At 74.3% G+C, this 14398-nt stretch carries 13 protein-coding genes; 9 read left to right on the top strand and 4 right to left on the bottom strand.

The features are described from left to right. Nucleotides 1-25 precede the first annotated feature (25 nt). Complete coding sequence (locus B5D80_RS34070) at nucleotides 26-643, bottom strand: SPFH domain-containing protein (protein WP_245854147.1); 618 nt, start codon at nucleotides 641-643, stop codon at nucleotides 26-28. Between the two features lie 75 nt (nucleotides 644-718). Between B5D80_RS34070 and B5D80_RS01355 the strand changes: the two genes are divergently transcribed. After that, the gene (locus B5D80_RS01355) at nucleotides 719-1405 is read left to right on the top strand and encodes an NUDIX hydrolase (RefSeq protein ID WP_088641901.1); all 687 of its coding nucleotides are present in this window, start codon (nucleotides 719-721) and stop codon (nucleotides 1403-1405) included. A gap of 33 nt (nucleotides 1406-1438) precedes the next feature. Here the strand turns inward: B5D80_RS01355 and B5D80_RS01350 are convergent, their stop codons facing one another. After that, complete coding sequence (locus B5D80_RS01350; protein ID WP_088641900.1) at nucleotides 1439-2020, bottom strand: phosphatase PAP2 family protein; 582 nt, start codon at nucleotides 2018-2020, stop codon at nucleotides 1439-1441. A 182-nt stretch (nucleotides 2021-2202) separates the two neighbouring features. Next, nucleotides 2203-3144, bottom strand: coding sequence for a hypothetical protein (locus B5D80_RS33255; RefSeq protein WP_088641899.1), 942 nt, complete (start codon nucleotides 3142-3144; stop codon nucleotides 2203-2205). 510 nt (nucleotides 3145-3654) lie between these two features. Here B5D80_RS33255 and pdhA point away from each other — a divergent pair. The 6 genes from pdhA (at nucleotide 3655) to B5D80_RS01320 (ending at nucleotide 11169) form a co-directional block, all read left to right on the top strand. Beyond that, nucleotides 3655-4830: a pyruvate dehydrogenase (acetyl-transferring) E1 component subunit alpha gene (gene pdhA, locus B5D80_RS01340; protein WP_088641898.1), complete on the top strand. Its 1176-nt coding sequence runs from the start codon at nucleotides 3655-3657 to the stop codon at nucleotides 4828-4830. Then, nucleotides 4830-5819, top strand: coding sequence for an alpha-ketoacid dehydrogenase subunit beta (locus B5D80_RS01335; RefSeq protein ID WP_088641897.1), 990 nt, complete (start codon nucleotides 4830-4832; stop codon nucleotides 5817-5819). The genes pdhA and B5D80_RS01335 overlap by 1 nt, the downstream gene beginning before the upstream one ends. A gap of 5 nt (nucleotides 5820-5824) precedes the next feature. Then, a complete protein-coding gene (locus tag B5D80_RS01330) occupies nucleotides 5825-7276 on the top strand; it encodes a dihydrolipoamide acetyltransferase family protein (RefSeq protein ID WP_088642076.1) in 1452 nt (483 codons plus the stop codon). Nucleotides 7277-7493: 217 nt separating this feature from the next. Beyond that, a complete protein-coding gene (locus B5D80_RS33605; RefSeq protein WP_168222356.1) occupies nucleotides 7494-7631 on the top strand; it encodes a hypothetical protein in 138 nt (45 codons plus the stop codon). 342 nt (nucleotides 7632-7973) lie between these two features. Then, on the top strand, nucleotides 7974-10844 hold the full coding sequence (locus B5D80_RS33250; RefSeq protein WP_088641896.1) for a hypothetical protein: 2871 nt from the start codon (nucleotides 7974-7976) through the stop codon (nucleotides 10842-10844). Nucleotides 10845-10956: 112 nt separating this feature from the next. Beyond that, nucleotides 10957-11169 (top strand): hypothetical protein, encoded by a 213-nt coding sequence (locus tag B5D80_RS01320; RefSeq protein ID WP_088641895.1) that lies wholly within the window; start codon nucleotides 10957-10959, stop codon nucleotides 11167-11169. Nucleotides 11170-11214: 45 nt separating this feature from the next. Here the strand turns inward: B5D80_RS01320 and B5D80_RS01315 are convergent, their stop codons facing one another. Further along, a complete protein-coding gene (locus B5D80_RS01315) occupies nucleotides 11215-12150 on the bottom strand; it encodes a DUF2690 domain-containing protein (protein ID WP_088641894.1) in 936 nt (311 codons plus the stop codon). 268 nt (nucleotides 12151-12418) lie between these two features. Here B5D80_RS01315 and B5D80_RS01310 point away from each other — a divergent pair, with 268 nt between their 5' ends. Together B5D80_RS01310 and B5D80_RS32685 are read left to right on the top strand one after the other, a co-directional pair. Further along, nucleotides 12419-13234: a hypothetical protein gene (locus B5D80_RS01310; protein WP_088641893.1), complete on the top strand. Its 816-nt coding sequence runs from the start codon at nucleotides 12419-12421 to the stop codon at nucleotides 13232-13234. 50 nt (nucleotides 13235-13284) lie between these two features. Then, nucleotides 13285-14163 (top strand): transglycosylase SLT domain-containing protein, encoded by an 879-nt coding sequence (locus B5D80_RS32685; protein ID WP_144081532.1) that lies wholly within the window; start codon nucleotides 13285-13287, stop codon nucleotides 14161-14163. Nucleotides 14164-14398: the final 235 nt, after the last annotated feature.

The raw sequence follows: 14398 nt of genomic DNA, 5'->3' as shown, positions 1-14398 counted from the left end.
GTTCGTTCTCGGCGATGCCGCGTTCCTACTCGACGGCCTGGGCCCGGCGCGCGTACGTGGCCCGGTCGGCCTGCACCTGCACGGCCTCCCGGGTGGGGGTCTGCAGGGCGCGTTCCAGTTCCGGTTCGGGCCGGACGGCGACGACCCGGGCGCTGACCACGGCGACGCCGATGTCGGCGAGCCGGGGCTCGGTGCCGAGCGCGGCGGAGACCGCCTCCCGTACGGGTGCCACGGTGGTCAGCGCCTCGGCCAGCGGCACCCGGGCGAGCAGGTCGAGGGCGGGTTGCTGGGCCAGCTCGGCCAGCAGCGTGGCCACCTGGTCGAGGGGGCGGGAGCGGGCCCGGCCGGTGCGCGGGTCGACCGAGAAGTCGAGCCGGGCGGCGGCGAGCGCCGGGTCGGCCACCCGGTAGGTCACGGTAGCCTGGACGGTGATGTCGGCGAAGTCACCGGTACGGGCGTGGAAGAGCAGCGGCAGTTCCCGGTCGTCCACCGGCACCTCGCTCAGCACGGCGGTCAGCGGCCGGTACCAGAACGACTGGCCGGTCCCCTCCCGCCGGACCCGGCCGGCGACGTGCAGCCGTACCCAGTTGGTAGGTGTCCCGCGCAGGTGGCGCAGGAAGAGTCGTCGCGTCACGTCGGCCATGGCTTCACCCTCCCCTTTTTCGTCGCTACGACGATAACCGCTCTGCTAAGTTATCGTCAAGGTGGTGATAAAACGATGACCGACTACCCGCCCTTCGCCGTGACGGTGGACCTGGTGGTGCTCACCGTGCGCGCCGACGCGTTGCACCTGCTGCTCGTCCGCCGGGGCGTCCCGCCGGACCGGGACCGGTGGGCACTGCCGGGCGGCTTCGTCCACGTCGACGAGGACCTGCCCGACGCCGCCGCCCGGGAGCTGACCGAGGAGACCGGACTACCGGAGCCGGTCGGCCACCTGGAACAGCTCGGCACGTACGGCCGACCCGGCCGCGACCCGCGCGGACGGGTGGTCACCGTGGCCTGGCTGGCGCTGCTGCCCGACCTGCCCACCCCGGTGGCCGGCTCGGACGCCGCCTTGGCCGAGTGGGTGCCGGTCACCCGGATCACCCCCGGTCAGCTCGCCTTCGACCACGACCTGATCGTCGCCGACGGCCTGGAACGGGCCCGCGCGAAACTGGAGTACACCCCGCTGGCCAGCGCCTTCTGCCCGCCCGAGTTCACCGTGGCCCAACTGCGGGCGGTCTACGAGACGGTCTGGGGAACCCGGCTGGACCCGCGCAACTTCCACCGCAAGGTCACCGGCACCCCCGGCTTCGTCAGCCCCGTCGGCCGGGCCACCGAGGGCGAACGGGGGCGACCCGCCCAACTGTTCCGCCGGGGGCCGGCGACCCGGCTCCACCCGCCCATGCTCCGTCCCGAGCCCTGACGACCCCCGCACACCGGCCGGGCCGACAGCGGCTCAGGACAGCGCCGCGAAGACCAGCCCGGCCACCAGGGCACCCACCAGCCCGCCGGCCACGACCTGCGCGACGGTGTGGTCGCGCAGCCGGACCCGGGACCAGCCGACCAGGCCGAGCAGCGGAACGGCCGGCAGCAGCCGGGGGCCGAAGGTGAGCACCAGCACCACCAGCGTGCCGGCGGCCACCGCCGAGTGGATCGACATCTTCCACCAGTGGCTGACCGACACCGCCACCACCAGACCGACCACCCCGGTGGCGACCAGCGCCAGCACCGGGCGCGGCGCACCGAGCGCCGCGAGCAGGGCCAGCCCGGCGGCGGCCGACACCAGGCCGAACAGCAGCGGCACCCGGCGCTGCTCACGCCGACCGATGTGGTGGTCGGTGAACCGGCCCCGCCGTACCCCGCTGAGGACGTACGCGAACGGGATGACGGCGGCGAAGACCGTGGCCAGCAGCCCCCAGGCCAGCCCCCGTACGCCACCCGCGCCGTGCCAGCCGATCACCACGGTCAGCCCGGTGACCAGCACGGCCGGCGCGGTCACCTCGGTCACCCACCGGGCCACCCGGGTAGCCGCCCCCACCGGCCCGACGGGAACCGGATCGCCGGAGGACGGGACGTCGCGGGTCGGGGAGGGTCCGGGGTCGCCCGCCGGCCGGTCCCCGCCCTCGTCGCGCGTACTCAGCGTTCCGCCCCCGCATGTCGTGCCGACCGGTCCGTCGCGCCGGGGGGTGGCCGGCCGTCGGCGTCCGCACCGCGGGCGGTTCAGCCGGCGTCGTTCGTCACCGTACCGTCCGGGTCGGTGCCGTCGTGGCCGGTCGGCGCGGGTACCGCGGGCGTCTGCGGCGTGGGGGCCGGGGTGGCCGGCGGGCGGGCGGCCGGGGTCGACGCACCCACGGGTGGCGCTCCGACGCGCGGCACGCGGCGCACCTCGTCCGGCGGCCGGACGGGACGGGGGGCGCGGGTCGGGACGGCCGTCACGGTGGGCCGGGGGCGCGGGGTGGGGACCACGGTGACCGTGACGGTGGGGCACGGTCCGACCGTGGGCCCCGGCGTCGGGTCGGGTTCCAGGGTCGACGTCGGGCCGGGGGTCGGCTCGGGCGTGGGTACCGGCGTGGGGGTGTCGGAGGGGGCCGAGGTCGGCGACGGGTCCGGTGGCGGTTCGGAGAAGGTGGCCGTCGGCTCGACGCTCGGTTCGGCGCTCGGGCTCGGTTCGGCGCTCGGCGAGGGGGTGGGAGCGGGGTGGACCGGGGTGGCCGGCGCGTGCGTCCGGGGGACGGGACGGGGGGTCGCGGCGGGGGCCGCCGGGGGCGGCGCGGGACGGCGGGTGACGCCGGTGCCGTCGTCACCCGGGGTGGGGGCCGGCGTGGGTGGCGGGGGCGCGCCGGTCGGGACGGTCGGCGGCAGGGCCGGCTGGCCGGTGGCGGGCACCGGGACGACGACCGGCCCGACCGACGGGGTGGGCAGGAACGGGGTGCCGCCGTCCGGCAGCGCGGTGCTGCCCACGGTGGCGGAGCCGGCGCTGATCGCGGCGAGGACCGGCATGGAGGCGGCCCCGGCGAGCAGGGCGACGGTGAACAGGTAGCCCCGGTGCGGCCCGCCCAGGCCCGGGGCCCGGTGGACGCCGATCATCCGCCGGTAGCTGCCGCCGCCGGCCCGGTGCCGCCCGAGGAGGGGGACCGGAGGACCGTCACCTGGCTGGGACACCGCACACTCCCTCGTCGACCTGGACGTGTTCGCCGGTGGGCAGCACGGATCAGAACGGACATTATTCGCCAAACGCCCACCGATACCGGTCAGCTTGACCCAGTGACGCCCAGTTCACCAGGCACCACAGCGTGTCGACACACAAAAAGTCCGTCACCCGACCGGCACACCGCGACCGCTTGACCGGGCGATGACAAAAAAGTCCACGGGTCACCAAGCGGACATGTCGCCACCAGCGGGAGGGCCATACTGTGGGGCCGCTCACCTCCTCTGCAATCATTCAGGCACGACGGCAACGCAGCCGCCCTCCGCGTACCCGTGGCAGGCGTGGCTGGTGGCCGACGCTCCCGAACCGGGTTCGACCCATGGATCCGGCTCAGGTCGTGCGGCAACCCCCACCGGGGCTAGGCACGACCGCCAGGAACCAGTCCGGCAACAGCCGGGCCGGCGCACGTTGTGCGCGGACGGGTGACCCCCCGGCTCGGGCACAGACACGACAGGGAGAGACGGATGGCAAAGGGCGACCCTGCGGTCTCCAGCCGCGGCCGGCGAGCCGCACCCCGGTCCCGGCGGGCCACGACCGGCGAGCCGGAACTCGTACAGCTGCTCACCCCGGCCGGCGAGCGGATCGAGAGCGCGACCGGCCCGGACGGCACCGAGTACCGCGTCGACTTCACCGACGAGGAGTACCGCGGCCTCTACCGCGACCTGGTGCTGGTCCGCAAGCTCGACGCCGAGGCGACCGCGTTGCAGCGGCAGGGCGAGCTGGGCCTGTGGGCCTCGCTGCTCGGCCAGGAGGCGGCCCAGGTCGGCTCCGGGCGGGCGCTGCGCAGCCAGGACATGGCCTTCCCGACCTACCGGGAGCACGGCGTCCTCTACTGCCGGGGCATCGACCCGATCATGCCGCTCGGCCTGTTCCGCGGCGTCGACCAGGGCGGCTGGGACCCGAACGAGTTCAAGTTCAACATGTACACGATCGTCATCGGGGCGCAGACCCTGCACGCGACCGGGTACGCGATGGGCGTCCACATGGACGGCAGGACCGGCACCGAGGACGGCGAGGCGGTGATCGCCTACTTCGGCGACGGCGCGACCAGCCAGGGCGACGTCAACGAGGCGTTCGTCTGGGCCAGCGTCTTCAACGCCCCGCTGGTGTTCTTCTGCCAGAACAACCAGTACGCCATCTCCGAGCCGCTGGAGCGGCAGACCCGGGTCCCGCTCTACCGGCGGGCCGGCGGTTTCGGCTTTCCCGGCGTCCGGGTCGACGGCAACGACGTGCTCGCCTCGTACGCGGTGACCCGGCACGCGCTGGACAACGCCCGGCTCGGCCAGGGCCCCAGCCTGATCGAGGCGTACACGTACCGGATGGGGGCGCACACCACCTCCGACGACCCGACCCGCTACCGGATCGCCAGCGAGGTCGAGGCCTGGCAGGCCAAGGACCCGATCGCCCGGATGAAGGCGTTCCTCGACCGGCAGCAACTCGCCGACGAGGCGTTCTTCGCCGAGGTCGACGAGCAGGCCCGCGCCGAGGCGGTGCACCTACGCGAACGGGTGCTGAACCTGCCCGACCCGCAGCCGGTCAGCATGTTCGACCACGTCTACCCGCACGGCTCGCCCGAGTTGGACGCCCAGCGGGCCCAGTTCAGCAGGTACCTGGAGTCGTTCGAGGGGAGCGCGCACTGATGGCCACCGAGACGCTCACCATGGGCAAGGCCCTCAACACCGGCCTTCGCCGCGCCCTGGAGAACGACCCGAAGGTCGTCATCATGGGCGAGGACGTCGGCAAGCTCGGCGGCGTCTTCCGGATCACCGACGGCCTCCAGAAGGACTTCGGCGACCAGCGGGTGATCGACACACCGCTGGCCGAGTCCGGCATCATCGGCACCGCCGTCGGCCTGGCCATCCGGGGCTTCCGGCCGATCTGCGAGATCCAGTTCGACGGCTTCGTCTACCCGGCGTACGACCAGATCGTGTCGCAGGTGGCCAAGATGCACTACCGCTCGCAGGGCAAGGTCACCATCCCGATGGTGATCCGGATCCCCTACGGCGGCGGCATCGGCGCGGTCGAGCACCACTCCGAGTCGCCGGAGGCGTACTTCGCGCACACCGCCGGGCTGAAGGTGGTGACCTGCGCCAACCCGCAGGACGCGTACGTGATGATCCAGCAGGCCATCGCCTCCGACGACCCGATCGTCTTCCTGGAGCCCAAGCGCCGCTACTGGGAGAAGGGGCCGGTCGACCTGGACGCCCCGCTGTCCGGGGCGTACCCGCTGCACGCCGCCCGGGTGGTGCGGCCGGGCACCGACGCGACAGTGCTCGCGTACGGCCCGATGGTGCGCACCGCGCTGGACGCGGCGACCGCCGCCGCCGAGGACGGCCGGGAGGTGGAGGTCGTCGACCTGCGTACGCTCTCCCCGCTGGACCTGACCGCCGCGTACGAGTCGGTGCGGCGCACCGGGCGGTGCGTGGTCGTCCACGAGGCCCCGGGCAACCTGGGGCTGGGCTCGGAGATCGCGGCGCGGATCACCGAGGAGTGCTTCTACTCCCTGGAGTCCCCGGTGCTGCGGGTCACCGGCTTCGACACCCCCTACCCGGCCAGCCGGGTGGAGGAGGAGTACCTGCCCGACCTCGACCGGGTGCTCGACGCCGTCGACCGCACCTTCGGCTGGTGAGCGCGATGTCCCGGATCAAGGAGTTCAACCTGCCCGACCTGGGCGAGGGGCTGACCGAGGGCGAGATCCTCGCCTGGCTGGTCAAGGTGGGCGACGTCATCGAGCTGAACCAGCCGATCGTCGAGGTGGAGACGGCCAAGGCGGCCGTGGAGATCCCGGCGAAGTGGGCCGGCGAGGTGCGCTCGATCTTCCACCCGGAGGGGAGCACGGTCGAGGTCGGCACCCCGATCATCGCGATCGACACCGACCCCGGTGCCGGCCCGGTGCCGGAGTCGACGACCTCCGCCGCCACGTCCGACCTGCCCACCCCCTCGGCCGCCTCCCTGGCCGCAGTCCAGGTGGCCCCGCCCGAGGGCATGGTCGAGCCCGGCCTGATCGGCGGCGTAACCCCGGGCGGCCGCACCGCCGTCCTGGTCGGCTACGGCCCCCGCACCACCCCCGCCAAACGCCGCCCCCGCAAACCCCCCGCCCCCACCCGCGCCGATCATGGAGTTGTGGTGGGGGGCAAAAACCTCCCTGTCACCGCAAAGCCGGCACCACAAGTCCATGATCGACCGAGGGTGGGTGGCCCGGTGCTGGCGAAGCCGCCGGTGCGTAAGGTCGCCAAGGATCTCGGGGTGGACCTGGCCGCGCTGGTGGGGTCGGGGCCGTTGGGGTCGATCACGCGGGAGGACGTCCAGCGGGCGGTGGCCGGGAGCACGGCGGTGGCCGAGCCACTGGCAGCGGCACCGGTCACCTCGGGCGCCAGCTTCGGCGCGGACCGCGAGCAGCGCATCCCGGTCAAGGGGGTACGCCGGCTGACCGCCGAGAACATGTCCCGCTCGGCGTTCACCGCCCCGCACGTCACGGAGTTCCTGACCGTGGACGTGACCCGGACGATGAAGGCGCTGGACCGGCTGCGCGGGCGGCGGGAGTGGCGCGACGTGCGGGTCTCGCCGTTGCTGCTGGTCGCCAAGGCGGTGCTGCTGGCGGTCCGGCGACACCCGATGGTCAACTCGACCTGGGCCGGCGACGAGATCGTGGTCAAGGAGTACGTCAACCTGGGCATCGCGGCGGCCACCGAGCGCGGCCTGATCGTGCCGAACATCAAGGACGCGGGTCGACTCACGCTGCGTGAGCTGGCGGATGCGCTGACGGGTCTGGTGCAGACGGCCAAGGCGGGGAAGACCTCCCCGGCGGACATGTCCGGCGGCACCCTGACGATCACCAACGTCGGGGTGTTCGGAGTGGACACCGGCACCCCGATCCTGCCGCCTGGCGAGTCGGCGATCCTGGCCTTCGGCGCGGTCCGTGAGCTGCCGTGGGTCCACAAGGGCAAGGTCAGGCCGCGTCAGGTGACCACCCTGGGGCTCTCCTTCGACCACCGGATCATCGACGGCGAGCTGGGGTCGAAGTTCCTGCGGGACATCGGGGACTTCCTCGCCGACCCGGAGGCGGCGTTGCTCGCCTGGACCTGACCTGTGACGTCCGGCGACGGCCGGTGTGCCCTGGGTGAACGCCCGGCACACCGGCCGTTGCCGTTGGGGGAAGAAAGAGTGGCCCAGATCGCTCTTTGACCTACGATCCTTAGGCCCGTGTTGCAGCTCACCTAATAATCGATGGCGATCGCCGCCCGATGGGTGTTCAATGGACTCATCAGGGGCTGACAACCGAATAGCCGGAGGAGAGACCACCATGAGCATGATCGAGCGAATCCGCACCCGTCGTGACGCCAACCGTCGGGCCCGCGCCATCGAGCACGCGCTGCGCTCCGCCAACTCGCCGGCGGTCCGCGAGGAGATCCTCGCGATCGCCCAGCGTCACATGAGCTGACCCGGCACCTACTTTCCTCTCCCTCCTCCAGATCGATGACCCGCCCGGGCCCCGGGCGGGTCATCGGCGTTCCGAACCCGCTGAGACCGGGATTCCACCTCGCCACGACGCCCGGTACGGTGGTTCCGGTCGCCACCCGCCGACCCGGACACCGATCGCGACGAATGGAAGCCGATCGACACCGTCCGGCGACGCGGAGTGACGGCCGGTGCTGCATGGGGGCCGCGCGCGCGTACCGGATACCGTGCGGGGAGACCGCACGGCCGAACCGCCGGGCACCGGCGACACGGCCGACCGGACGGACGGCATCGGCGGCCGACATGTGATGGAGGAGGCGCACCCATGACGTCCGAGGGCCAGCACCGTCCCGGCCAGGAGCCGGGCGAGGCGCCGCCGGGCTCCGGTGGACCGGCGCCGTACGGCGACCGGCAGCCCCAGCAGGACCAGGGGTACGGCGTCCCCGCCACCCCCGACCTCGGCTGGGCCCCACCACCCCCCACCGGCCGGGCCAACCCGCCCGGTCCGTCCTGGCCGGCACCCGACCAGCCGGCGGCGTGGGGCGGCGCGCAGGTTCCGCAGCAGTCCGAGCCGACCGAGGCGTGGACGCCACCGGCCGGCGCGGCACCGCCCACCGAGGCGTGGACCCCACCGACCGGCCCGCCGCAGCCCGCCTGGGCCGGGCAGCCCGAGCAGCCCGCCTGGGCCGCCGCGCCCGCGCCGGCCGCCGGCAAGCCCGACTCCTCCGCACAGCCTGGTTGGGCACCGTCATCCGAGCCCGGCTGGGCGCAGGCCGAGCAGCCCGCACCGGCCTGGGCGCAGCCCGAGGCCGGAGCCCGGGGCGCCGCCCGGGTGCCGCAGCCGGCCAACCCGGCCGCCGGTGGCTGGTCCCCACCGGCCGACCCCGCCCCCACCTCTCCCGCCGGCTGGTCCGGTCAGGACGCCGCAGCACGGGAGGCGACCCCGGGCACCAACGGCTGGGGCACCGCCCCCGCACCGCAGCAGGACGACCCGGCCCGCTCCGGCGGCTGGCCGGCCGACGACCGCGCCGACGCCGACCGGGGCAATGCCGACCGGGGCAATGCCGGTCAGGGCAACGGCTGGCCGGCCGACGACCGGGCCGGGGCCGACCCGGCGCGGGGTGGCTGGCCGGCCGGCCCGCAGGACGGGACCGGCAACTCCGGCGGCTGGTCCACCCGTGGGCCGTCCCGCCCCGACGAGGCGCACCGCCCCGCCGGCCGGGCCTCGGTGCCCGTACCGGCCCCGGCGGAGCCCCCGAACCAGCCGGCGGCCTGGCCGCAGCCGGAAGCCGGCGCGCAGGCCGTGGGCAACGCCCCGGGTGCCGAGGGCCGGTCCACCGAGGACGATCCGTCCCGCTCGGGTGGCTGGGCCGCGAACCGGCCCGGCCCGGACGACGCCGGCCGCTCCGGTGACTGGCCGAACGGCACGCGGGACGACCGGCAGCCACAGTGGGGCGCGCCGGACGAGCCCGCCACGGCCCGCTGGGAGGGTCAGCGCGAGCAGGCCACCCCCGACGGCTGGCCGGGCGGCGCTCCCGCCCGCGCCGACCAGTCGCGTCAGGACGACCCGGCGTCGGGTCAGGAGTGGCCGGCACCGACCGCGCAGCGGGGTGCGGCCTCCGTACCGTCGCCGGAGCGCCCGGAGTCCGGGGCCGCCTGGGCGGCACCGGAGCAGCCCGCGCGCACGTCCGCGCCGGACGGTCCGCCCGCCTGGGCCGGCAACGACCACCAGCAGCCGCCGTGGCCCGGGGCCGAACGCCCGGTCGTGCCGGAGGGTGAGCCGTGGGCACCCGAGCAGGCGTGGGGTCGCGCCGAGCCCGCCGGCCAGCCGGCCGAGGGCGGCTGGGAGCCCCGCCGTGGCGACGACCAGCCGATCTACCAGCCGGGGCCCGCACCCGGCATCTCCCCGGCCAACAAGGTGCCGCTCCCGCCGCAGGAGCAGCGCGTTCCGGGGGCCAGCCTGGCCGCCGCGCCGCCTGCCGACTACGTGCCGCCGGCCCCGTTCGGGGGCCCCGGCGACCAGCAGCCGCACGGCCGCGAGGCCGCCGGTTGGGGTGCGCCGGAGCAGCCGCAGTTGCCGGCCGGCCCGGCACTGCCCGCGCAGCGGCTCGCGCCCGAGTCCGAGGGTGCCGGCCGCGCCCCGGTGCCGACGGCCGACGCCGGTGAGCCCGGTGCGGTCGGCCGCGCCTCCGCCAGCGCCTCGGTGCCGACGGCCAGCCGGGTCGCACCCCCGAGCGACCAGGCGGCACATCCGGCCGCCCCGGTCGTTCCGCAACCCCGGGTGTACGGCCGACCGGCCCGCCCGGAGCCGCCGGAGGAGGCCGACGAGCACGACCCCCGCCGGCCCGAGCAGCACGACGCCCGGTTCGCCGACCAGGACCGCGCCCGGTTCGACGGCCCCGAGCAGCCCCGCTTCGACGACCAGGACCGGACCCGGTTCGACGGTCCCCGCTTCGACGACCAGGAGCGGCAGCACGGCTTCGGCGGTGACGCGCCGTCGTCCGCGCCGCCGGCCGCCCCGCCCGTGTTCGGCGGCGGCATCCCCGCCTTCGCCGACCCGGCGGGCAGCAACCGCCCGATGAACGGCACCCGTCCGCACGGTCCGGCGGACCGGCCGGCCGAGCCGTTCGGGGCCGGCCCGACAAGCGGCGCACCGGCCGGTGCCGCACCGGTGCCGGGGTACGGCCACCCGGCGCACGACCCGGCCCACGGTGGGTACGCCTCCCCGTTCCCGCCCGCCGGGCAGCAGTTCGGGCCGGCCGGGCAGCCGTCCGGCTCCACGGGTTGGCCGGGTGAGCCGGAGCAGGAGCAGGGGCGTTTCGACGCGTTCAAGCCGGAGGCCGAGCCGGAGCAGAAGGCCGAGCAGCCCACGCCGAAGGTACGCAACGGGCGGGTGCTCGCCCTGGTGCTGATCGCGGCGGTGCTGATCCTGGCCGTCCCGCTGGGTCTGCTGATGCTGCTCGGCAAGATCGGCTCGGACGACGACAAGCCGGCCCCGTTCAACCCGGCCGTCGGCTCCTGCGTCAAGCAGTCCGGTAACGGCGCGAGCGCGGCGAAGTGTGACGAGCAGGGTGCCTTCACGGTCGTCTCCAAGGTGGACGCCAAGGAGAAGTGCACCGACCCGACCCAGCCGCACGTGGTGTTGCAGGGCGGCGGGGTCGACCGGGTGCTCTGCCTCAAGCCGGCCGGCCAGTAACGGCGTACCGACGGCGGGGGCCCGGGTGGACCGGGTCCCCGCCGTCGGTGTTTCGGGCCGTGCGGACTGGGCAGTCTAAGAGGACATTGACGTAGCCCGAGGAGGTCACCCCATGGCAGGCAACGAGAACGAGGTCAACCGCAGCGCCCGCAGCGGCCGCTTCGTCACGGAGGGCACCACCGAGCGGGACCCCCGGCACACGACCACGGAGCAGGTCGGCAACGGCGGGGAGCAGGAGGTCAACCGCAGCGCGAGCACCGGCCGGTTCGTCACGGAGACCACCGCCGAGCTGCACCCGTCGACGACCGAGACCCAGCACGTCTGACCGACCGGCCCACCACTGCCCTCCGCACCGGCGCGGGGGGCAGTGTCATGTTCGGGCACCGAGCTGCACGCACGGGGTACGCGCGCTGGCCAGGACGCTGCGGTTGTCGGCGGCGGTGATGTCGACGGTAACCGACACGCAGCCCCTCGTGGTTCGCAGCACGTTGCCGAACACGCTGTACACCTGACTTTTGATCATGAACGGGTAGTCGAACCGGCTGGCCGCGCCGTCGACGGGGCGGGTGGCGGCCAGCCGGATGGTCGCCCCGGTGGGCACCCGCTCGGTGGAGACGAACAGCGGCCAGGCCGCCCGGCAGCGCGGGGAGTAGCGCAGGGTCAGGTTGCCGTAGGTCGGCCGGGTCGGGTCGGGGTCGGGCACCGGGACGGTCTCCGCGCTGACCGCGTCCACCTGGCAGCGTTCCTCCTGCGGGTCCGCACCGTCGGGGACAGGTGTGCCGGCGCCGGCTGCGGCGTCGGTGGGTGCCGGACCGGACGCGTCGACCGCCCGCTCCGCGGGTCGGTCCGTCCGGGGCTCCCGGTCGGCGAGCATCGGCACGACCGAGCCGACGACGAGCACGGTGACCCCGGCCGCCGCGACCAGGGCCCACCGGGGCACCGGTGTACGCCGGGGCGGTGACTGCGGAACCTCCGGTGTGGACCGTCCCGGCGGTTCACCTGCCGACCCGTCGGGGGCCGGCGCGGCGGGCTGGTCCAGTGCGGCCTCCCGGTGCCACCGGTCCCGCCAGGCCGCCTCGTCGCCGCCGCAGGCCCGGACGAAGGCCAGGGTCAGTTCCAGCGACGGCAGGCGGGTGCCGGACAGCACCCCCGCCAACGCGGTGTGCGAGTAGTGGGCGGTCGCCGACATCCTGCGCAGTGACGGCTGCCCGGCAGCGCGCCGGAGCCGGGCGAGATCAGCGACGAACTGGTGGTGCCGGGCTTCGCCGGAAACCTGCTCGCCGACTCGTCCGCTTCGACCCGTCATGGACCCTCCCCTGCGTGTAAACCCTGGTGTCAACGCACGTCAAGCCAGTGCTTTACAGGCGGGTGCCACGACAGGATCGACCCCGGAGCAGCCACCCGCCGGATAGGTGCCGGTGAATATGATCTCACGGCGAGTGTCGGGCCTGACACGCATCCGTTCGGCTCGAAATCGACGTTCGCCCCGGGGATACCGGACCGCACGGACCACCGTCCGACGGGTACGCCGCACCACTTCCGGTGCGGCGCCGACCTCTCGACAGGAGAACCGCGTGTACCAGCCGAACGGCTCGAACCCCCCGGGTCGCACATCCCGCCGGGCACTGCCGAGACTCGCCGTACGGGTCCTCGCCGCCTGCGGCGTCACGGCGATGGTCCTGGTGGGCACGGCCGCACCGTCGTTCGCCGGCATCACCGGCTACAGCGTCGCCGGTACGGGCGGCGCCGGCCTGATGGTGCGCACCAGCCCGTACGACGCCGGTGCCGGCTCGGTGGCCCTCCTCGCCGACGGGACCCGCTTCACGGCCGAGTGCGCGGTGCGTGGGCGCAACATCTCCGGCAACTCCGTCTGGCACCGGATCAGCTCCCCGGCCAGCGGCTGGATCAGCGACTACTACACCAACACGCCGGGGTTCAACCAGTACCTGCCCGGTGAGCCGGAGTGCTCCACCACCCCGCCGCCCACCGGCACCCGCGAGGACCGGGCACTGGCCTGGGCCCGGTCGGTCATCGGCCAGGCGTACACCAACGGGGACCTGGGCGACTCCAACCACGCGTGGGACGGCTGGTGCGACAACTTCGTCGGGCACGCCTACGGTCGGGCCGCCAGCGGCTACGCCTCGGCCATCGTGCACTACAACTCGCTGTACTCGCGTGGCCTGATCCGCACCACGGGCACCCCACCGGCCGGCGCACTGGTCTTCTACGCCGCTGCGCCGATCAACGGGAACTACGGCCACGTGATGCTCTCCGAGGGCAACGGCAGCTACATCACCTCGGCGGCCACCGTCCGTCGCGTCGACCTGAGCTGGCCCAACGCGCCGTACCTCGGCTGGTCCTACGCCGACCCGGAGTGGACCGGGCGCTGACGCCCCATCCCACCCGGCTCCCCTTCCGGTCGTCCGCTGAAAGGATCCTGATGCGTCTCCCCCTTCCCACCCGCGCGGCCCGGCGTGCCCTGCGCCTGGCCCTCGGCCTGACGCTGGTCGCCACCGTCGGCGTCGGCGTCATGCCCAGCCCCGCCACCGCCGCACCCGCCGCCACCGGCCCGGCCGCCCAGGCCGCGCCCGCCCCCCGCCCGGCCGACCAGGCCAAGCCGGCCAGTGTCGGTGGCCCCGCCATCGGCGCGAAGGCGAGCCGGGTCGGCGTCAACGCGGTCGGTATCGACCTGTGCGCCCAGGTGGCGTACGCCGCCGGCTTCCGGAACAACCCGCTGGTCACCGCCGTGGCCGTGGCGATGGCCGAGTCCTCCTGCAACCCGTCGGCGGTCGGCAGCAACGGCCCCACCACCGGCTGCTCGAACGGTTCGCTGGACCGGGGGCTGTGGCAGATCAACAACTGCTACCACCCCACCGTCACCGACAGTTGCGCCTACAACGCCCAGTGCAACGCCAACGCCGCCTACAGCATCTCCAGCGGTGGCAGCAACTGGCAGCCCTGGTCGACGTACAACAACGGGGCGTACGCCGGCTACCTGTCCGCCGCGCAGGCGGCGGTGGCCCGCCTGGGTGGTGGCCCCGGCGACCCGCCGCCCGGCGTGACCGGCACGATCCTGGCCAACCCGTCGCTCAACATCCGCACCGGGCCCGGCACCACCTACGGCATCGCCGGCTCCGTCTCCTACGGCGCGACGGTGAACATCGCCTGCTACACCTTCGGCGAGTACGTCAGCGGCGGCTACTGGCCGTCGTCCACCTGGGACCGGATCACCAACCCGGCGACGGGCGTGACCGGCTACGTGGCCGACACCTGGGTCAACACCACCTACGACGTGAAGACGATGGTCGGTCGCTGCTGACCGTCCCGTCCGGGGCCGCGCGGGTGGGGTCCGACCCTCCCGCGCGGCTCCGCCGTGACCGCCCTCTTGCCCTTCCCGCTGGCGCGGCGGCCGCACCCCGCCGGGCGTGGCGGCGGCGACCCATGCCTCACCTGGAGAGCGGTATTCCTGACAGTCATATTTGTGGATCTTGTGTCGGGTTTGTGGGTTGTGGGTGGGGTAGGTGACGGCGCATGCCGTTGTTCCGTTGGAGTTT

Origin of the sequence: Micromonospora wenchangensis, from assembly GCF_002210435.1 — a bacterium.
In the GTDB taxonomy this organism is placed as follows: domain Bacteria; phylum Actinomycetota; class Actinomycetes; order Mycobacteriales; family Micromonosporaceae; genus Micromonospora; species Micromonospora wenchangensis.
Note: the sequence above shows the minus strand (reverse complement) of the source record. Positions and strands in the feature narration are given on the sequence as shown.